Source organism: Citrobacter sp. Ca225 (genome assembly GCF_030337175.1).
GTDB lineage: Bacteria > Pseudomonadota > Gammaproteobacteria > Enterobacterales > Enterobacteriaceae > Citrobacter_A > Citrobacter_A amalonaticus.
This window is the reverse complement of record NZ_JAOWCD010000103.1, coordinates 153,271-173,232: the sequence shown is the minus strand read 5'-3', so window position 1 is coordinate 173,232 and position 19,962 is coordinate 153,271. Positions and strand designations below refer to the sequence as shown.

Here is a 19,962-nt window from a genome sequence, read left to right as displayed (position 1 = left end):
CCTACAATAGCCATTTTCGCGCTTCACGCGCCACGTTATCCATCTCGTCCAGCAGTTCCAGAAACTCGGGTTCCAGATCTTCTTCTGGCGTCCCTTCGCGTAACTGGCTTTCCAGCAACTGACACAAATTCTTCATGCGCGGTACGCCGCTATAACCGCAACTGCCATGCAGCTTATGAATCAAATCGATTAATCCTTGTGGATTTTCCCCTACCAACTGCTCTTCGATTTTATTACGCACTTCCGGCAGAAAATCGATCAGTATTTGCAGCATATCGCGTGCCAGATCGGGTTTTCCGGCGGCCTGGCGTAGCGCCAGTTGCCAGTCCAGCGTGGCATTTGGGTTGAAAACCGGTTCGATCGGTTCAGCGCTAAGCCGGCGTGTCGGAACACTTGCGCCAGGTTTGTAGCGTTGCAGCAGATTAAACAGCTTCTCTTCTTCGATCGGTTTTGCCAGATAGTCATTCATTCCGGCACTCAGCAATTTCTCTTTCTGGCCTGCCATCGCGTGCGCGGTGACGGCGATCACCGGGGTTTGCTGTTGATGAGGAAGCTGGTGGATCAGTTCGCAAGCCCGAATGCCATCCATGTCCGGCATCTGAATATCCATCAGGATCAGATCAAACTGCATCTGCTTCGCGCGATCGACCGCCTGTTGGCCGCTATCACACAGCTCAACATGTTGAACCAGATCGTCCAGCAGTGCGCCAATCAGCTTCAGGTTGGCTGGATTATCATCAACCGCCATAACCGTCATGGCAATTTTGCTTTCGTCTGAGACCAGCGCGCTTTCGGGGTGATTCTGACGACACAAATCCACCAGCGCGGGCAGCAGACGCGTGGAGGTCAGGGGTTTTAGCAGACAACTTGCCACACCGTCCTGTTTGAGTTTCTCGGCGTTCACCTGAGCGTGGCACGGCAGCGCCAGCATCAGGAATTCGGTCATTTTGGTTGCCTGAATCAGCCGCTCGTGCTGCATTGTCAGCGGCTCTTTGAAGGTGACGGCAACGCCAAGCAGCATAAAGTCGTAGTGCTCAACGGCCAGTGCGGAAAACGTTGGGCTATAAATCACCTCCAGCGGCGTTTCGCTAAGAATATCCAGCGTACACTGCGCGGCGGCGGCATTTGGCTCGATGTAGGCAATACGTTTACCCACCAGGCAGGTGGTCGCCGGGCCATCCTTAATCACATTCGGATTCAGATCGAGATTGATGTGGAACCAGAAGGTTGAGCCGCGATTCGGCTGGCTGTGGAAGGAGATATCGCCGCCCATCTCGTTAACCAGCTTCTGCGTGATCACCAGCCCCAGTCCGGTACCGCCGTGGCGACGGGAAATACTGGCATCGGCCTGACGGAAAGCCTGGAACAGGCGTGACTGGTCGCGCTCGGGGATACCGATGCCGGTATCGCGGATCTGCACTTCGATCTGCACTTTGGTGTTACTCAGCGAACGCTTTTCCACCAGAATGTCGATGTTGCCGCTCTCGGTGAATTTAATCGCGTTACCGACCAGATTAGTGATGACCTGCTGCAAACGCAGCGGGTCGCCAATCACGTTATCCGGTACGTCATTCTTAATATTGAGCGTCAGCTCCAGCCCTTTGTCGTGCGATGAATGTGCCAGCAGCGTCACCACTTCATCGAGCGTATTGCGCAGGGCAAAGGGAATGCTTTCGAGAATAAGTTTACCCGCTTCCAGCTTAGAGAAATCGAGAACGTCGTTGATGATTGCCAGCAGGTTATTTGCCGAACGCTCGATGGTATTCAGGTGGTCGCGCTGGGTGGTATTCAGCTCGGTTTTCAGCGTCAGGCGCGTAAAGCCGATCACGCCGTTCAGCGGGGTACGCAGCTCATGGGACATGTTGGCCAAAAATTCAGACTTGATGCGGGCGGCTTCCTGCGCACGCTTTTTCGCGAGATCCAGCTCGACGTTTTGGATCTCCATCTGCTCGAGCGTTTCACGCAAATCGGAGGTCGCCTGATCGATATTGTGCTGCATCTCTTCGTGATAGGCCGCGAGCGACATGGCCATTGAGTTAATGCCGTTTTTCAACACATCCAGCTCGCCGAGCATAAAGCCCTCCACGCGGCTGTCGAGTTGCCCCCGGCGGATGCGGTCAACCGTATTGACCATGTTGCGAATCGGCCCTGTCACATCGCGCATCAGACGCCAGCCAAAGATCAGCGCAATGCCGATACAAAACAGCATCATGACGGAAGAAATGAAGATTTCTTTATACTGTTGTAAGCGGACCGACTTGAGATCGAGTTCAAGCGCCACATATCCCAACATATTACCCGCGTTTTTCGCATCAGTGGCCGGGGATTCGTCAAGCGAATAGCTTTCTGAAATGATCGGCGTGCGCAGGATTAAAATATCGCCCTGACCCTCAACGCTCAGTCGGCGCGGAAACGGTGAGCCCGGAGGCAGTTGCATTTCCGACGGATTGAGATTGAAATTCGAGGTGACGAAGAGGTGATTGTTCTCGTCGTAGACCGAAATCGCCCGCACAATCTCTGAGTGGCGGCGATGCAAAACGCTAATGAGCTGGCCGATGGATTCGCGGTTTTGCAGGTTCATACCGTATTCGGTAGAGACCGCGAGAGGCTCGATGATACTGGCACCGGCATCTTCCAGTTGACGCTGCAAGTCGTGGTAGCGATGCACAACGAAAAAGATACTGAGCAGTAAACCGATAAGCACGGTCGGGGCCAGGATCAGAATCATCATGCGAGCACGCAGGCTGTAGTTGGTCATGGAGTTCCGTTATGGGACAATTAGGGTCACACTGTTAAATTGAGAATATTCTCGTCGATGGCGCAATTCTACTCTGCAAAACGGCGCGTGACGACGCGCCAGATCATAACCGTTACCGTCAATGACCTCGATTCTTTTGGTCAGGGCGTTGCGCGACACAACGGAAAGACGTTGTTTATCCCCGGATTGTTGCCGCAGGAAAGTGCGGACGTGGCGATCACCGAAGATAAAAAACAGTACGCGAAAGCTCAGGTTAAGCGCCGTTTGAATGATAGCCCGGATCGCGTCACGCCGCGTTGTCCGCACTTTGGCATTTGCGGCGGCTGTCAGCAACAGCACGCGAGTATCGAACTGCAGCAGCGCAGTAAAAGCGCCGCGCTGTCACGCCTGATGAATAACGATGTCACCGAGGTGATCGCCGATGCGCCGTGGGGCTATCGCCGTCGCGCACGTTTAAGTCTCAACTTCCAACCCAAGACCCAGCAGTTCCAGATGGGGTTTCGCAAGTCAGCGTCCAGTGACATCGTTGATGTCAGACAGTGCCCCATTCTGGTGCCCCAACTTGAAGCATTGCTGCCCGATCTCAGGGCATGCCTTGGCAGCCTGCAGGGAATTCGCCATCTGGGACATGTTGAACTGGTGCAGGCAGACAGCGGTACGTTGATGATTCTGCGCCATACCGCGCCGTTAAGTCGCGCGGATAACGAAAAACTGGAACGCTTTTCGCATTCAAAGGGACTGTCTCTGTATCTGGCACCGCAAAGCGAGATACTGGAAACGGTTTCTGGTCAGACGCCCTGGTATGAATCAAACGGGCTACGCTTAAACTTCAGTCCGCGTGATTTTATTCAGGTCAATGCAGGGGTGAACCAGAAAATGGTGGCCAGCGCGCTGGAATGGCTGGACGTACAGCCTGGCGATCGCGTGCTGGATCTCTTCTGCGGGATGGGCAATTTCACACTCCCGTTGGCAACCCGGGCGGCAAGCGTTGTCGGGGTGGAAGGCGTGCCTGCGCTGGTGGAAAAAGGGCGCGAAAATGCACAACAAAATGGATTACACAATGTGACATTCTTTCATGAAAATCTTGAAGAGGATGTCACCCGACAGCCGTGGGCCAAAAACGGTTTTGATAAAATCTTGCTCGACCCTGCGCGCGCAGGGGCTGCGGGCGTGATGCAACATATTATAAAATTGCAGCCTGGCCGCATTGTTTATGTATCCTGTAATCCTGCCACGCTGGCGCGTGATAGTGAGGCGTTATTACGCGCAGGATATCAAATACAACGGCTGGCGATGCTTGACATGTTCCCCCACACGGGACACCTGGAATCGATGGTATTGTTTGAGCATTCATAATGAATCACGACTTGTCGACTTCGACAGGTCACGTCCCTTAAGGAGAGGACAATGGTTGCGGTAAGAAGTGCGCATCTAAACAAAGCTGGGGAATTTGACCCGAAAAAGTGGATCGAAAGTCTTGGGATCACCAGCCAGCAGTCATGTGAACGCTTAGCCGAAACCTGGGCGTATTGCCTGCAACAGACACAGGGGCATCCGGATGCGGAACTGCTGCTGTGGCGTGGCGTGGAGATGGTGGAAATCCTCTCGACACTCAGTATGGATATCGACACGCTGCGGGCAGCGCTGCTGTTCCCTCTGGCAGATGCCAATGTCGTTAGCGAAGATACCCTGCAGGAAAGCGTAGGTAAGTCTATCGTCAATCTGATTCATGGCGTGCGTGACATGGCGGCCATTCGCCAGTTGAAAGCGACCCATACCGATTCCGTCTCCTCCGAGCAGGTCGACAACGTGCGGCGCATGCTGCTGGCGATGGTCGACGATTTCCGCTGTGTGGTCATCAAACTTGCTGAACGAATCGCCCATCTGCGCGAGGTGAAAGACGCGCCGGAAGATGAGCGCGTGTTGGCGGCAAAAGAGTGCACTAACATCTATGCGCCGCTGGCGAACCGATTAGGTATCGGTCAGCTGAAATGGGAGCTGGAAGATTATTGCTTCCGCTATCTGCATCCTGCCGAGTACAAACGCATTGCCAAACTGCTGCATGAACGGCGTATCGATCGTGAGCACTACATTGAAGAGTTCGTGAGTCATTTGCGCTCAGAGATGAAAACGGAAGGCGTAAAGGCGGAAGTGTATGGACGCCCGAAACACATCTACAGCATCTGGCGAAAAATGCAGAAAAAGCATCTGGCATTTGATGAGCTGTTTGACGTGCGCGCCGTGCGTATCGTCGCCGAGCGCTTGCAGGACTGCTACGCCGCGCTGGGCATTGTCCACACGCACTATCGCCATCTGCCGGATGAGTTTGACGACTATGTCGCCAACCCGAAACCGAATGGCTATCAGTCGATTCACACCGTGGTGTTGGGGCCCGGCGGCAAAACGGTAGAGATCCAGATTCGTACTAAACAAATGCACGAGGACGCTGAGCTGGGCGTCGCCGCGCACTGGAAGTATAAAGAAGGCGCAGCCGCAGGCGGGGCGCGTTCCGGCCATGAGGACCGCATTGCCTGGCTGCGTAAGCTGATCGCCTGGCAGGAAGAGATGGCGGACTCTGGCGAAATGCTCGACGAAGTGCGCAGTCAGGTGTTTGACGATCGGGTCTACGTCTTTACGCCGAAAGGCGATGTTGTGGATCTGCCCGCGGGCTCTACGCCGCTCGACTTTGCGTATCACATTCATAGTGATGTGGGGCACCGTTGTATTGGGGCGAAAATCGGTGGGCGCATCGTGCCGTTTACCTATCAGTTGCAGATGGGCGATCAGATCGAAATCATCACCCAGAAACAGCCGAACCCGAGCCGCGACTGGCTGAATCCGAATCTGGGCTATGTGACGACCAGCCGTGGGCGCTCGAAAATCCACGCCTGGTTCCGGAAACAGGACCGCGATAAGAACATCCTTGCCGGACGGCAGATTCTGGATGACGAGCTGTCGCATTTAGGGATCAGCCTGAAAGAAGCGGAAAAGCATCTGCTGCCGCGCTACAACTTCAACGAGCTGGAGGAACTGCTGGCGGCGATTGGCGGGGGCGATATCCGTCTGAACCAGATGGTGAACTTCCTGCAATCGCAGTTCAACAAACCGAGCGCCGCCGAAGAAGACGCCGCCGCGCTGAAACAGCTTCAGCAGAAAACGCATGCGCCGCAGAACCGGCGTAAAGACGATGGGCGTGTTGTTGTGGAAGGCGTAGGTAATTTGATGCATCACATTGCCCGTTGCTGCCAGCCGATTCCAGGCGATGAGATTGTTGGGTTTATTACCCAGGGCCGCGGGATTTCCGTCCATCGGGCGGACTGTGAGCAACTGGTCGAACTGCGTGCGCATGCGCCGGAACGCCTTGTGGACGCCGTGTGGGGTGAAAGCTATTCGGCGGGATACTCGCTGGTAGTGCGCGTACAAGCCAACGATCGCAGCGGTTTATTGCGTGATATCACGACGATTCTGGCGAACGAGAAGGTCAATGTGCTCGGCGTTGCCAGTCGTAGCGATACCAAACAACAGCTTGCTACTATCGATATGACAATTGAAATCTACAACCTGCAGGTGCTGGGACGCGTGCTCAGCAAGCTGAATCAGGTACCTGATGTGATTGACGCGCGTCGTTTGCACGGCAATTAATTTTACTTTCCAGGCCCGGTGGCGCCTCGCTTATCGGGCCTGTGTTTTCAGGATGTTCCAATGACCCAAATTGACCGCCTGCTTGGCATCATGCAACGCCTGCGCGACCCGAAAACCGGCTGTCCGTGGGATAACGAACAGACTTTCGTCACGCTCGCCCCTTACACCCTTGAAGAAACCTACGAAGTGCTCGACGCGATTTCCCGTGAGGATTTTGACGATCTGCGCGGTGAGCTGGGCGATCTACTGTTTCAGGTCGTGTTTTACGCACAAATAGCCCAGGAAGAAGGGCGCTTTGATTTCAATGATATTTGTGCCGCCATCAGTGACAAACTCGAGCGTCGCCACCCGCATGTTTTTGCGGATGCCCAGGTCAACAACAGCACTGAAGTGCTGGCCCGCTGGGAACAAATCAAAACCGGCGAACGAGCGCAAAAAGCGCAGCATTCTGCCCTCGATGATATTCCGCGCAGTTTACCAGCGCTAATGCGGGCGCAGAAAATCCAGAAGCGCTGTTCGAATGTCGGTTTTGACTGGACGACGCTGGGACCAGTGGTCGATAAGGTGTATGAAGAGATCGACGAGGTCATGCACGAGGCCCGGCAGGTCGTTGTCGACCAGGCTAAACTGGAAGAGGAAATGGGCGATTTGCTGTTTGCCACCGTCAATATGGCCCGTCATTTAGGCACCAAAGCGGAGACCGCTCTGCAAAAAGCCAACGAAAAGTTCGAGCGGCGTTTTCGTGAGGTCGAACGGATTGTGGCGGCGCGCGGCCTGGAAATGACCGGTGTTGACCTGGAAACGATGGAAGAAGTCTGGCAACAGGTAAAACGGCAGGAAATTGATCTCTAAGGGAATTGCGCGGTCAAGGGCGTTTTGTGTGATTTTTTAAATAACAAGCGCTTGATTTGCGTCAAAAACATTTACTTCAAAGAGGCTATTTTCTCTTCCCGTTATGTTGATGAGACACCGTGTATACTGCTTCTTCGAGTTATTCGAGTCGCAACACGGCGGCGACTGAAAGAATCCCCAGAAACATAGAAATGCTATGTGACTGGGGTGAGTGAAGGAAGCCAACACCGGTGCGGCTTGAAGAACGAAGGAGAGGGGATAATGAAAGTTTGTGGCGTACGTCATGTTCGGGTATACTACTTTCCCGTCCTGGTTATTCCATCGTTTCACCCTAACTTCTCAGGTTCAGCATGACAACGAACTATATTTTTGTGACCGGCGGGGTCGTATCCTCTCTGGGTAAAGGCATTGCCGCAGCCTCCCTCGCAGCCATTCTTGAAGCCCGTGGCCTCAACGTGACCATCATGAAACTGGATCCGTATATCAACGTCGATCCTGGCACCATGAGCCCAATCCAACACGGGGAAGTGTTCGTTACTGAAGACGGCGCTGAAACCGACCTGGACCTGGGTCACTACGAGCGTTTCATTCGCACCAAAATGAGCCGCCGCAACAACTTCACCACGGGTCGTATTTACTCTGACGTTCTGCGCAAAGAGCGCCGTGGCGACTATCTGGGCGCGACCGTACAGGTTATCCCGCACATCACCAATGCCATTAAAGAACGCGTGCTGGAAGGCGGCGAAGGCCATGACGTTGTGCTGGTCGAAATCGGCGGTACCGTTGGTGATATCGAATCTCTGCCGTTCCTTGAAGCGATTCGCCAGATGGCCGTTGAAATTGGCCGTGAACACACACTGTTTATGCATCTGACGCTGGTTCCGTACATGGCAGCGGCAGGTGAAGTGAAAACAAAACCGACGCAGCACTCTGTAAAAGAGCTGCTCTCTATCGGTATCCAGCCAGATATCCTGATTTGCCGCTCTGACCGCGCTGTCCCGGCTAACGAACGTGCGAAAATTGCATTGTTCTGTAACGTTCCGGAAAAAGCGGTGATTTCTCTGAAAGATGTCGATTCCATCTATAAAATTCCAGGCATGTTGAAATCACAGGGCCTGGACGATTATATTTGTAAACGATTCAGCTTAGAGTGTCCGGAAGCTAACCTGGCCGAATGGGAACAGGTAATTTACGAAGAAGCGAACCCGGCAGGCGAAGTCACGATTGGGATGGTTGGCAAGTACATTGAACTGCCGGATGCCTATAAATCCGTGATTGAAGCGCTGAAACACGGCGGTCTGAAAAATCGCGTGACCGTCAACATCAAGCTGATTGATTCGCAGGATGTTGAAACGCGCGGTGTCGAAATCCTGAAAGATTTGGACGCTATCCTGATCCCTGGCGGCTTCGGCTACCGTGGCGTAGAAGGCAAGATCGCGACTGCACGCTATGCGCGTGAGAACAATATTCCTTATCTGGGCATTTGCCTGGGTATGCAGGTTGCGTTGATTGAGTTTGCGCGTAATGTCGCCGGTATGGACAACGCCAACTCGACGGAATTTGTGCCAGACTGTAAGTACCCGGTTGTGGCGCTGATTACCGAATGGCGTGACGAAGACGGTAACGTTGAAGTCCGTACCGAGAAGAGCGATCTGGGTGGCACCATGCGTCTTGGCGCGCAGCAGTGTCAGCTTGGCGACGATAGTCTGGTCCGTCAGTTGTACGGCACGCCGACTATTGTTGAACGTCATCGCCATCGTTACGAAGTCAACAATATGCTGTTGAAACAGATTGAAGCTGCGGGTCTGCGTGTTGCAGGCCGTTCCGGTGATGATCAGTTGGTCGAGATCATTGAGGTACCGAATCATCCGTGGTTCGTGGCCTGTCAGTTCCATCCGGAATTTACTTCCACGCCACGTGATGGACATCCGCTGTTTGCTGGCTTTGTGAAAGCCGCCAGCGAGCATCAGAAGCGTCAGGCGAAGTAAGAAGTAAAAAAAGTTAGAACGGCAACGCGTACCAAAGGTACGCGTTGTTTGTCTGGAGTTTTAGTTTAACTTGTACTGAGGAAAACCTAATGTCCAAAATCGTTAAAGTCATCGGTCGTGAAATCATCGACTCCCGTGGTAACCCGACTGTTGAAGCCGAAGTACACCTGGAAGGTGGTTTCGTCGGTATGGCAGCAGCTCCGTCAGGTGCTTCTACAGGCTCCCGCGAAGCGCTGGAACTGCGCGATGGCGACAAAGCCCGCTTCATGGGTAAAGGCGTACTGAAAGCTGTTGGCGCGGTTAACGGCCCGATCGCTCAGGCTATCCTTGGCAAAGATGCCAAAGATCAGGCTGGCATCGACAAGATCATGATCGATCTGGACGGTACTGAAAACAAATCCAACTTCGGCGCGAACGCCATCCTGGCTGTGTCTCTGGCTAACGCCAAAGCTGCTGCTGCTGCTAAAGGCATGCCGCTGTACGAGCACATCGCTGAGCTGAATGGTACTCCGGGCAAATACTCCATGCCGGTTCCGATGATGAACATCATCAACGGTGGTGAGCACGCTGACAACAACGTCGACATCCAGGAATTCATGATTCAGCCAGTTGGCGCGAAAACCCTGAAAGAAGCCGTACGTATGGGTTCTGAAGTGTTCCACAACCTGGCTAAAGTGCTGAAAGCGAAAGGCATGAACACTGCTGTGGGTGACGAAGGTGGCTATGCGCCGAACCTGGGCTCCAACGCTGAAGCGCTGGCTGTCATTGCTGAAGCGGTTAAAGCTGCTGGCTACGAGCTGGGCAAAGACATCACTCTGGCGATGGACTGCGCAGCATCTGAATTCTACAAAGACGGTAAATACGTTCTGGCTGGCGAAGGCAACAAAGCGTTCACCTCTGAAGAATTCACTCACTTCCTGGAAGACCTGACCAAACAGTATCCGATCGTTTCTATCGAAGACGGTCTGGACGAGTCTGACTGGGATGGTTTTGCATACCAGACCAAAGTATTGGGCGACAAAATCCAGCTGGTTGGTGACGACCTGTTCGTAACCAACACCAAGATCCTGAAAGAAGGTATCGAAAAAGGCATCGTTAACTCCATCCTGATCAAATTCAACCAGATCGGTTCTCTGACCGAAACGCTGGCTGCAATCAAGATGGCGAAAGACGCTGGCTACACAGCTGTGATCTCTCACCGTTCCGGTGAAACTGAAGATGCTACCATCGCTGACCTGGCTGTGGGTACTGCTGCAGGCCAGATCAAAACGGGTTCTATGAGCCGTTCTGACCGCGTTGCTAAATACAACCAGCTGATTCGTATCGAAGAAGCGCTGGGTGAAAAAGCACCGTACAACGGTCGTAAAGAGATCAAAGGTCAGTAATTTATTACTGTCGCTTTACACTCTAAGAAACCCGCTTCGGCGGGTTTTTTTATGTCTGTAATTTATTATTGATTGAATATTTTAATAAACGATTTGATCTTTGTCACTTTGCTATTATTTTACGAAGAGTAATTTAAAGGTGTGATTATTGCTTGTATATATTTTTTATATTTATCATCAACAAATGATGGAAATATTGAATGGATAATGAATTGGAAGAGATGCTGGCGAAAGCGGGCATGAAAAGGAAAGATGCTACTATCCTGATGAAACAGGCGAAAGTAAAAAATATCAGCTTAAGTCGGGCATTTTTTCTTTATGCCTGGACATATTACGCTTGGAGTATAGCCTTACTATTGTCAGTAATTTTCGCATCACTTTCTGAGGGAATAGAGTTCTTTATAGTAAACGTTCTCTTTTGTATCGCTGTAGCTTTCATTTCACTCTTCTTTACACCGTTTGTCATAAATTTACTTTGGAGTATTAAGATTCAATATAAGTTACTCGGTAAATAACAGGAGGTTATTTTGAGTAGTTATGGATTAATGAATGTGCAACGTGAAAAAGAAAGGATTGACCGGCTTGTCTATGATATCGGCTTTCAATATATTCATGATTTATCTATACGTACAAAATATATGATAGAGGAACGTAGATTTACATCAGGTTGCCTTGATGAATATCGATACGGAAAATTGGATTTCGGTAGAGCAATGGATAGACTACGTGAATATCATAACTCTTTAATTAAGTATCATATGAACTTGAGAATGGGAAGTGTTAAATTATATGTAATAGCTGAGCGTGAAAGAGAAAGGCATTCTACTCTTACTATAGCATTAAAACAAATCGGATTTGTTAGTGGGCAATGCAAGCAATCGGTGGTTTTGGTTTATGTAAAGCAAGCCTTGGTGCTGCCTGTAAAAGTTATGGGATTCCTTTAATGATGCAGGGAAGCGAGAATGTTTGGGAAAATGGTTATTATTTATTATATCATGATGATCCTAAGAAAATGCCTTTGCGGTATGCCTACCGTCAGGCAGCAAAGCTATTGGGTGGGGATGATAAGGTTGGTGATATTGCTTTTTCAACGGGAGATCTTGTTCTTTCTTTAGGCTCGGTTTCAACGCTGACGCTGAGGACAGATTCGTGGAAATTATTCCGCTATATACAGGAAGACTATATTCGGAACTGGACAACCCTTGGAGCTGTTGGGGGGGCTAATGAGTTAACCGGTGATGCAGCTAGTGGATTCACTATTTATCAACTTCTTGGTGGAGAAAGCACTAACTGGTCAGATTTGAGGGAATAAAGCCATGTTCTTCAAAATATATGATCAAAATGATAAGGCTTTAACTGAGAGTATTAGACTTGCGGGTTTAAGTGAGTATAAAACACAGAAACTTATCCGCGTTGCTAATGAAAATAAGATAAGCTTACAAAAGGCTTATTTATTAACTGATGCAAGTGTCATTAAAGTTGATATTATCTTGCTTTTTGTTATGTCATTTTTATCTTTTCAATTGCACAAAAAGATTTCAATGAGTTATGGGCGTTTTTTTTAATATTTGGGTTGTTATTTTTTGTTATCGAGTTAACCTGTCGGCTTCATAAAAATTACTTTAAGATTTGGAAAGTTTATATCAAATTACGAGGGCTTTAAATGATTGTCTGGTGTTACTTTAATGAGACACTGGATAGTATTTTTGTATGTTCTAATTATTTTAATTGATGGTTGTTATGAATAACGACATAAAGACAATACTCGTGAATGCTGGGATGAAAGAAAAAACATTCATTTCTTGCTTAAGTTAGCGAGAAAGAAAAACATCAGCGTAAGCCGCGCTTTTTTTCTCCATGCCTGGAAGTACTATGCATGGGGTGGCGCGTTATTTTTCTCCATGCTTTTTCCTGCAACAATGGGAGGGGTTGAGCTATTTATAGTGTTTATACTTTGCTGCCTCCTCTTAGCCTTGATGTCAGTCTTTTTTAACCCTTTCTTTATCAATCTGGTTTGGAGCATCAAGTTACAGATTAAGCTAATGGGTAAGCGGTAGAGGAATTAAGCTCGATATATGTTTTGCGGCAAACAGGTAAATCTTACCTTACACAAGCGCAGTGCATGACCGTTTCCGGAATCTGTGAAAATTATTGCTTATCTTCATACTGAGAACGCCAACAGGATACATTCAGGAGATGTTCCAGCCTCTGCAAGAAGAGGGGATTTTACCGGCGTCCCCACCATGATTATTTGTAAGCCTGTTCTTTAATTCTTAACGTAAAAAACCGCTTCGGCGGGTTTTTTATGTCTTTAAAGCAGTAGCGGCAGGGTCGCGCTGGCTGTTTTCTGGCTTACATCGCTGTACTTTTCATCCAGTGCGATTAGCGATGTGGTGAGCAGTTCTATCAACAGCATCACACCCACCTTGGCGTTTAGCGCGCCGGCACTCAACGGACCTTCTGGTTTGGCTGCGACCAGTTGAATATCACTAAGCGATGCTAACGGGCTGCGCGGCGTATTACTCAGCGCTACTACGCGCACACCTTGTTTACGCGCTAGCTTTACAACATGCAGCAGATCGCGTGTGGAGCCTGAACTGGAAATTGCCACTACGAGCGTGTTTTTACTAAGCGTTGTGGCGTTCATGGCAGCACGGTGCATATCGCTGAACAATTGTGCGGGTTTACCCAGACGCAGGAGTTTGTAATGTAAATACTCCCCCAGAATGGCACTGGCTGCTACGCCATAAATCTGCACTGACTGAGCCTGATGCAGTGCAAGCGCGGCGGCTTCCAGTAAGGTCCTGTCGAGTAATTTTGCTGTGTCCTGCAGCGCCTGGACGGATTCATTGACCACATTGTCAATCTCATCGCCGCTGTGCTCGACAGACTGTCCTTGTCGGAGATCGAGTGCCAGCGCCATTTTGAATTCGTTATAGCCCTTACACCCTAGCGTTCGACACAGACGTGTGACGCTAGCCTCGCTGGTGCCGCTTTCACGCGCCAGTTCGGTAATCGTCAGGTAGACCACTTTTGCCGGATCGCTGAGTACAAACTCGCCGAGCTTCTGTTGTGTTCGGCTGTATCCATCAACGCTCTGCCGCAATCTCAGCAGCAGGTTTTCATTTTCAGACATGCAAAATCCTTAATGCGTTTATCTGTTGATAGTGTGGCGGAAAGCAGGGGAGAGATGCCAGACATTTTAAAAAAGTATGATCGGCTTCCTGGATTTTGATGATAATTTTCATTTATAAAAATTAATATGGTAAAAATTTTCATCAATAATCGAGGAGATGAAAAAATGATGCAAATGTTTAGCGGCGCCTCATCCGGGGGATGGTTTGAAAAAGCGCAGCGGTTTGGCAAATCCTTCATGCTGCCGATTGCGGTATTGCCCGCAGCAGGGCTGTTGTTAGGGATTGGTGGCGCGTTGTCCAATCCAAACACATTGACGGCTTATCCGTTTTTAGATGTCGACTGGCTGCAGGCCATCTTCACGATCATGACCAGCGCAGGTTCCATTGTGTTTGCCAATCTGTCGGTACTCTTTGCGGTCGGTGTCGCCGTGGGGCTGGCGAAAACAGATAAAGGCACTGCCGGACTTGCAGCATTGCTGGCATTTCTGGTGATGAACGCCACCATCAATGCCTTATTAACGCTCAACGGAACGCTGGCACAAGAGAACCCCGGTGCTGTTGGCCAGGGGATGACGCTTGGTATTCAGACGCTGGAAACGGGCGTGTTTGGTGGTGTGGTGATGGGTCTTGTCACCTGCGCGTTGCATAGCCGTTTCAATAAAGTTTCATTACCTCAGTTCCTCGGTTTTTTTAGCGGTTCGCGTTTTGTACCGATTATCAGCTCCCTTGCCGCGATTGTAGTGGGTGCGGTTATGACGGTGGTGTGGCCGCATTTCCAGAAACTCATTTTTGGACTGGGCGGTCTGGTGGATGCGACGGGCTATCTGGGGACGCTATTGTACGGCTTCATCCTGCGTATGCTTGGCCCACTGGGTTTACACCATATCTTTTATTTGCCGTTCTGGACGACGGCGCTGGGCGGCAGCGAAATCGTCAACGGCCAGTTGGTGGAAGGTACGCAGCGGATTTTCTTTGCCCAACTTGCCGATCCGAATACGCAGCAGTTCTATGCGGGTACCGCGCGCTTTATGTCCGGTCGCTTTATCACCATGATGTTTGGTCTGCTTGGCGCATGTCTGGCGATGTACCACACCGCAAAGCCGGAGAACAGAAAGGTTGTCGCCGGACTGCTTCTGTCGGCCGCCCTGACCTCTTTCCTGACGGGAATCACTGAACCTATTGAGTTCTCCTTCCTGTTTGTCGCGCCCATTCTATATGTCATTCACGCCTTCTTCGATGGTCTGGCGTTTATGATCGCCCATATTTTACATATCACGATTGGGCAAACCTTTTCAGGTGGGCTTATCGATTTCCTCCTCTTCGGCGTGTTACAGGGAGAAGCTAAAACCAACTGGATGTATGTCCCCATGGTGGGAATACCGTGGTTCTTCCTCTACTACTTCACTTTCCGCTATTTGATCACCCGCTTTGGCTGGCTGACGCCAGGACGTGAGAACGCAACCCCGGTTGAATCCGGCTTGTCTCAAAGTGAACGCGCAGTGGCAGTCATCGCTGGGCTGGGAGGCAAAGAGAATTTGGAAGAGGTGGACTGTTGCGCCACGCGCTTACGCGTGACGGTGAAAGAGAGCAGCAAAGTAGATGAAGCGGCGCTGAAAGCGACCGGAGCCCGTGGCGTGATTATTCGTGGCAACGGTGTTCAGGTGATTTATGGCCCGCATGTCACCATCATTAAAAACGAAGTCGAAGAGATGTTATCGTAATGAAAACTGTACTGGATCCCCTGAAAGGTAAATTAATCGTCTCCTGTCAGGCGCTGGAAAATGAGCCTCTACACAGTCCGTTTATTATGTCTCGTATGGCGCTGGCGGCAGCACAAGGCGGTGCGGCAGGTATCCGTGCGAACAGCGTGGTGGACATTCGTGCTATCAAAGAGTGCGTCTCCCTGCCGGTGATTGGGATAATCAAACGCGATTACCCTGGCAGTGAGGTGTTTATCACGGCCACTCTCCAGGAAGTGGATGAGCTGATGACCGTTGAGCCGGAAATTATTGCTCTGGATGCCACTGCGCGGCCGCGCCCCGGTGGGCAGCAGTTGGAAGAGTTGGTCACGCAGATCCGTGCTCGCTACCCGTCCGTACTACTGATGGCGGATATAGCCACCGTAGACGAGGCAGTGACAGCCGAGCGTCTGGGTTTTGACTGTGTGGGCACTACGCTTTACGGCTATACCGCAGAAACCGCCGGGCATGTGCTGGTGGAAAATGACTGCGGATTCTTACGTGAAGTGTTGGCTGCGGTCAGCGTTCCGGTCGCGGCGGAAGGGAACGTCGATACCCCGGAACGGGCCGCACGCTGCCTGGCATTGGGCGCTCACACTGTGGTGGTTGGCGGGGCAATCACTCGTCCGCAACAGATAACGGCACGCTTTATCGCGGCGATCGCCTCGTAAAGCACCGATGGGGCATGATACTTTGGTGGGGATCTGCGATAATTATCGTTTATCCCCATATTGAGAGCGCTATGCAGTACCCGATTAACGAGATGTTCCAGACCCTGCAAGGTGAGGGTTACTTTACCGGCGTCCCCGCCATTTTTATTCGTTTACAGGGATGCCCGGTTGGCTGTGCCTGGTGCGATACCAAACACACCTGGGATAAGCTTGAGGATCGGGAAGTCTCCCTGTACAGCATCCTGGCGAAAACCAAAGAGAGTGATAAATGGGGCGCGGCAAGCAGTGAAGATCTGCTGGCGGTGATTGGCCGACAAGGTTACACCGCGCGTCATGTGGTGATCACCGGCGGTGAACCGTGTATTCATGACCTGATACCCCTCACTGATTTGCTGGAAAAGAACGGTTTTAGCTGCCAGATAGAAACCAGCGGTACACACGAAGTGCGCTGCACGCCAAATACCTGGGTGACCGTTTCTCCGAAGGTGAACATGCGCGGTGGTTATGACGTTCTGTCTCAGGCGCTGGAACGCGCGAATGAGATTAAACATCCGGTCGGGCGCGTGCGTGACATTGAAGCGCTGGACGAACTGCTCGCCACGCTGAGCGACGACAAACCGCGGGTGATTGCGCTGCAACCTATCAGCCAGAAAGAGGATGCCACACGCCTGTGCATTGATACCTGTATCGCGCGCAACTGGCGCCTGTCGATGCAGACGCACAAGTATCTGAATATTGCCTGATAAAAAGCCGGATACATAATCCGGCTTTTTTGACCTTAAGCGTTTGACCAGCTTTGTATTGCGTCCACCTTACTTAAATCGCCGTGGAACACTTCATACGATTTTTTCAGAATCGGATCGGTATGTTTTGTTAATTCCCGGAAGATCCCTTTGTTCATGGCTTCATAGCGTGCTGCATGTTCAGGAATCGGGATAAACACATCTTTCACCCGTACCATATTCTCAACCGCTTTCTGATAGGACGGATAAAGATCAAGCCCCACCGCCGTGTTAATGGCTGCTCCCAGGCTGGCACAGCCGTTAATGACGTTTCGGCGGGCAGGAAGGTTGAACACATCAGCAAAGATCTGCATAAACAGATCGCTGTTTGAACCGCCACCGGTGATGATCACATGTTTAGCAAAGTGGTTCATTTCACTGCACATATTGTCGTAGTTGTTTTTAAGCGTCAGCGCAATGCTCTCCAGAATAGATCGGTAAATCCACGCGTAATCCATACTGGAATCAAAGCCAATCATGATCCCGCGTTTGTACGGTTCCCAGGGATTAGTCAGCCAGTCCAGCACGGTCATCAGGCCATTACAGCCTGGCGGCACGCATGCGGCTTTCTTATTCAACAGGTCCTCAGGTGAGAGCCCCTGATTTTTAGCATCCTGGATTAATGATTCACCTAACATGTCGCGCAACCAACTGACCGTCCACATCCCCTTGCGGATGCCATAACCTTCATAGAGCAGGGTTTCCGGAATGGAAGACATAATCGGCCAATAGGCGGACGGATCGTTGGGAAGCGCCTTGCCATTCATCATGAGGGCAATATAGGTCCCCAACGAAATCACTGCCGTTTCATCGTCCAGTAAACCTGCGCCAAGGGCTTCGACTGGTTTATCGCTGGTCGTACAGATGACGGGCAATCCAGCCGGAAATCCTGTCACCTGTGCGGCATCGGTTTTCAGATGACCAAGCAGAGTGCCTGGCATCTGGACATCAAATAGCATTTTGCGCGGAATATTGAATTTCTTAATCACTTCATCATCATCACTCCATGACCAGGTGGTGTAATCCACCGGCCATTGCCCAAAGTAGTTGGCAATATTGTCTTTAAACTCGCCAGTTAAGCGATGCGCCAGATAACCTGAAAATGAGGTGACGTAAGCGACATCCGGGTTGGTATGCTCATAGGGGCGCGTTACGCGTGCATCCTGCCAACTAATCAGCGGGGCTGCTGGCGTTCCATCGGCTTTGAGTAGGGCGCGACAGCAGCGTATGGACCCCAGACCAATTCCGACAATGTCTTTTTTGTCACCCGAGAATTGATTCATTAAGTCTTTGCCGGCAAGACATAAAGAGGTCCATAAATCATCATCCGGATGTTCCGCGGTATCAGCATCGGGAGTATACATCGGTTGCAAAACGCCTTTCCCTTCACAAACGACGTTTCCCTCCAGATCGTACATCACCACCTTGGTACTCTGGCTTCCCCCATCAATTCCAATGATGTATTTTTTTGACATTATCATGCTCCTTTCGTTTTCCGTTTTCACTCGCCGGAGATATCTGCGGTCAGTGATGTCATTTTTTCCGGTCTGGTATGGGTGGTTCGAATTTTACGAAACAGTAAGAAAGTAAAGAGGATTACCGTGCACAAGGCGGCCAGCCCCATCAACCACATATTGCGATAGGCCTCTGCTGCAGGAAGCGTATCCTGCCAGTGACCCACAATTGGATAGACAAAGACATCAGGAAGAAAACCAATAACCGAGCAGATGCCCACAGTGGTTCCCATGATGTAAGGCGGCGTTCTGGCTTCCCCTGGACAGGCCCAGTAAAGTCCACGTGAGGCATAGCAGGTGAATCCCAGTAATAGAATAAGACCGATCCCCATAACGACAGATTGCGGGTTTGAATTGGTTATCAGCAACGCTATCAGGGCGAGAGCGCCCACTATTGAGAGCAATTGGATCACGCGCGTCGGTGACTTTATTTTGCTGTAGGTGGTGATAATGCCACCCAAAGGCCCGCAGAAAGCACGGAAAATTTTGTTGATGACGATCCCCATATAGCTCGCAGCGACCAGTGACATGCCATACATTTCAGTCAGATAATTTGTGGAATAACTGAGGATGGCATAGATAGTAAAAACGCCAAAAATGACCATACTGCAGTACCAGGTTGTACTGATTCGCAGAACCGTCAGAATATCGCTGAACTCGAACGCCTTTTTTTCTTCTTTTACGCTGTCAATGTGCTGGGGACCGTCGCTGACAAAGAACCAGCACAGAATCCCTAACAGGATATAAACCACGCTGTAAATCAGGATCACGGCTTTCAGGCTGTTGCTGTCATCTGGCGCAAAACGGGAGAAGACCCACATGGTAAAGACTGCAAGAGACATGACGCCAACCCCTCGCAGCCCTTCCATCCAGCCCATAATTTTCCCTTGTTCACTGTGATCTCCCAGCAATGACGCGGCTTTGATCGAGACTGACCACAGCATCAAAATTGTGGTGACGGCAAAGGCGACCTGGATAAAGAGCATGACCCACAATGGCGGGTACGTCATCATCACTAAACCGAGCAATCCAGTAATAATCATTGCGGAGGTAATCATTTTACGATGAGAGAATTTATCAGCAATGACGCCGCTGGGGGCATATAGGATAATAGCGGCAATACCAAATGTACTCATTATTAATCCAATCTCGGTATTGCTAAATCCCATGAATTTTGCCATGGGAATTTGATATATATAGCGTAAATAAGCCAGGTCAAAACTGACGCCGCCGCTAAAACTAATAATAGCGAGCGTTATCCAACGGCGATATGAGTTATGTTGCATATCGAATTCCCATTTTGCGTAGACAAAAAAAAGAGAAAAGTAAACCGCCTTTGCAGGAGGATTACTTTTCTCAGGTCTCTAGTAATTACAATTAGGAATAGCACGGAAGGGAGGGATATAGTGTGAGAATAATCACGGTTCTTGTTTTTAACCATAATAACAAAATGAAAGAGGCTTCTGTGAGAATGATCACATTAGGTATTTTGTC

General features: G+C 50.5%; 16 protein-coding genes. 12 read left to right on the top strand and 4 right to left on the bottom strand.

Annotated features, from left to right (window positions below):
- Nucleotide 1: 1 nt before the first annotated feature.
- On the bottom strand, nt 2-2,758 hold the full coding sequence (barA, locus tag OGW13_RS24675) for a two-component sensor histidine kinase BarA (RefSeq protein WP_287116601.1): 2,757 nt from the start codon (nt 2,756-2,758) through the stop codon (nt 2-4).
- A 57-nt stretch (nt 2,759-2,815) separates the two neighbouring features.
- Between barA and rlmD the strand changes: the two genes are divergently transcribed.
- The 9 genes from rlmD to OGW13_RS24630 all read left to right on the top strand — a co-directional run bounded on the left by rlmD (nt 2,816) and on the right by OGW13_RS24630 (nt 12,190).
- The gene (gene rlmD, locus OGW13_RS24670; protein ID WP_044327279.1) at nt 2,816-4,114 is read left to right on the top strand and encodes a 23S rRNA (uracil(1939)-C(5))-methyltransferase RlmD; all 1,299 of its coding nucleotides are present in this window, start codon (nt 2,816-2,818) and stop codon (nt 4,112-4,114) included.
- Nucleotides 4,115-4,165: 51 nt separating this feature from the next.
- Entirely contained in the window at nt 4,166-6,400 is a 2,235-nt protein-coding gene (gene relA / locus OGW13_RS24665; protein ID WP_042999515.1) for a GTP diphosphokinase, read from the top strand.
- 60 nt (nt 6,401-6,460) lie between these two features.
- Nucleotides 6,461-7,252: a nucleoside triphosphate pyrophosphohydrolase gene (gene mazG, locus OGW13_RS24660; RefSeq protein ID WP_044264270.1), complete on the top strand. Its 792-nt coding sequence runs from the start codon at nt 6,461-6,463 to the stop codon at nt 7,250-7,252.
- 350 nt (nt 7,253-7,602) lie between these two features.
- Entirely contained in the window at nt 7,603-9,240 is a 1,638-nt protein-coding gene (pyrG, locus tag OGW13_RS24655) for a glutamine hydrolyzing CTP synthase (protein ID WP_042999517.1), read from the top strand.
- Between the two features lie 89 nt (nt 9,241-9,329).
- Nucleotides 9,330-10,625, top strand: a complete 1,296-nt coding sequence (gene eno, locus OGW13_RS24650) for a phosphopyruvate hydratase (RefSeq protein ID WP_042999518.1) — start codon at nt 9,330-9,332, stop codon at nt 10,623-10,625.
- 200 nt (nt 10,626-10,825) lie between these two features.
- The gene (locus OGW13_RS24645; RefSeq protein ID WP_192502204.1) at nt 10,826-11,140 is read left to right on the top strand and encodes a hypothetical protein; all 315 of its coding nucleotides are present in this window, start codon (nt 10,826-10,828) and stop codon (nt 11,138-11,140) included.
- A gap of 12 nt (nt 11,141-11,152) precedes the next feature.
- Nucleotides 11,153-11,569, top strand: a complete 417-nt coding sequence (locus tag OGW13_RS24640) for a hypothetical protein (protein WP_287116600.1) — start codon at nt 11,153-11,155, stop codon at nt 11,567-11,569.
- Complete coding sequence (locus OGW13_RS24635) at nt 11,494-11,937, top strand: DUF4225 domain-containing protein (RefSeq protein ID WP_287116599.1); 444 nt, start codon at nt 11,494-11,496, stop codon at nt 11,935-11,937. Before OGW13_RS24640 ends, OGW13_RS24635 begins: the two co-directional genes overlap by 76 nt.
- Nucleotides 11,938-11,941: 4 nt before the next feature.
- The gene (locus tag OGW13_RS24630; protein ID WP_287116598.1) at nt 11,942-12,190 is read left to right on the top strand and encodes a hypothetical protein; all 249 of its coding nucleotides are present in this window, start codon (nt 11,942-11,944) and stop codon (nt 12,188-12,190) included.
- A gap of 746 nt (nt 12,191-12,936) precedes the next feature.
- Here the strand turns inward: OGW13_RS24630 and OGW13_RS24625 are convergent.
- Entirely contained in the window at nt 12,937-13,761 is an 825-nt protein-coding gene (locus OGW13_RS24625) for a MurR/RpiR family transcriptional regulator (RefSeq protein ID WP_044254266.1), read from the bottom strand.
- Between the two features lie 165 nt (nt 13,762-13,926).
- On the opposite strand from OGW13_RS24625, the gene OGW13_RS24620 reads away from it, so the two are divergent.
- The 3 genes from OGW13_RS24620 (at nt 13,927) to queE (ending at nt 16,915) form a co-directional block, all read left to right on the top strand.
- The gene (locus tag OGW13_RS24620) at nt 13,927-15,483 is read left to right on the top strand and encodes a maltose/glucose-specific PTS transporter subunit IIC (RefSeq protein ID WP_044264684.1); all 1,557 of its coding nucleotides are present in this window, start codon (nt 13,927-13,929) and stop codon (nt 15,481-15,483) included.
- Nucleotides 15,483-16,172, top strand: a complete 690-nt coding sequence (locus tag OGW13_RS24615) for an N-acetylmannosamine-6-phosphate 2-epimerase (protein WP_287116597.1) — start codon at nt 15,483-15,485, stop codon at nt 16,170-16,172. The genes OGW13_RS24620 and OGW13_RS24615 overlap by 1 nt, the downstream gene beginning before the upstream one ends.
- 71 nt (nt 16,173-16,243) lie before the next feature.
- Entirely contained in the window at nt 16,244-16,915 is a 672-nt protein-coding gene (gene queE, locus OGW13_RS24610; RefSeq protein ID WP_044254268.1) for a 7-carboxy-7-deazaguanine synthase QueE, read from the top strand.
- 35 nt (nt 16,916-16,950) lie between these two features.
- On the opposite strand, the gene OGW13_RS24605 is transcribed toward queE, so the two are convergent.
- Entirely contained in the window at nt 16,951-18,429 is a 1,479-nt protein-coding gene (locus OGW13_RS24605; protein ID WP_287116596.1) for an FGGY-family carbohydrate kinase, read from the bottom strand.
- A gap of 26 nt (nt 18,430-18,455) precedes the next feature.
- Nucleotides 18,456-19,754 carry an MFS transporter gene (locus OGW13_RS24600; protein WP_042999523.1) on the bottom strand — a complete coding sequence of 433 codons (1,299 nt, stop codon included), beginning with the start codon at nt 19,752-19,754 and terminating at the stop codon, nt 18,456-18,458.
- Nucleotides 19,755-19,962: the final 208 nt, after the last annotated feature.